Origin of the sequence: Streptomyces sp. URMC 126, from assembly GCF_051386555.1 — a bacterium.
In the GTDB taxonomy this organism is placed as follows: domain Bacteria; phylum Actinomycetota; class Actinomycetes; order Streptomycetales; family Streptomycetaceae; genus Streptomyces.
Genome location: NZ_JBPQTX010001455.1, coordinates 1 through 229, shown reverse-complemented (window position 1 = coordinate 229; position 229 = coordinate 1). Strand labels below are relative to the sequence as shown.

Genomic DNA, 229 nt, shown 5'->3' with positions numbered 1-229 from the left:
CCCCGGGTGCGGCCGCTGTTCGCGCGCGGTGCGGATGATCCGGTCGACCTCGCCCTCCAGTTGGGCGACGGCGGCGCGGGTCTGTTCGGCGGCCGGTCCGTCGCCGAGCGAGGCAGCGTTGAGGCGCAGGACGGTCAGCGGGGTGCGCAGCCGGTGGGAGAGGTCGGCGGCCAGCTCGCGTTCCGCGGCCAGGAGCCGGACGACCTGGTCCGCCATGGAGTTGAACGCC

General features: G+C 75.5%; 1 protein-coding gene. It reads right to left on the bottom strand.

Annotation, left to right across the window (positions count from 1 at the left end; all coding sequences use genetic code 11):
- A partial coding sequence (locus tag ACSNOK_RS36660; protein WP_436784956.1) for a histidine kinase dimerization/phospho-acceptor domain-containing protein occupies positions 1-229 on the bottom strand: 229 nt, incomplete at both ends.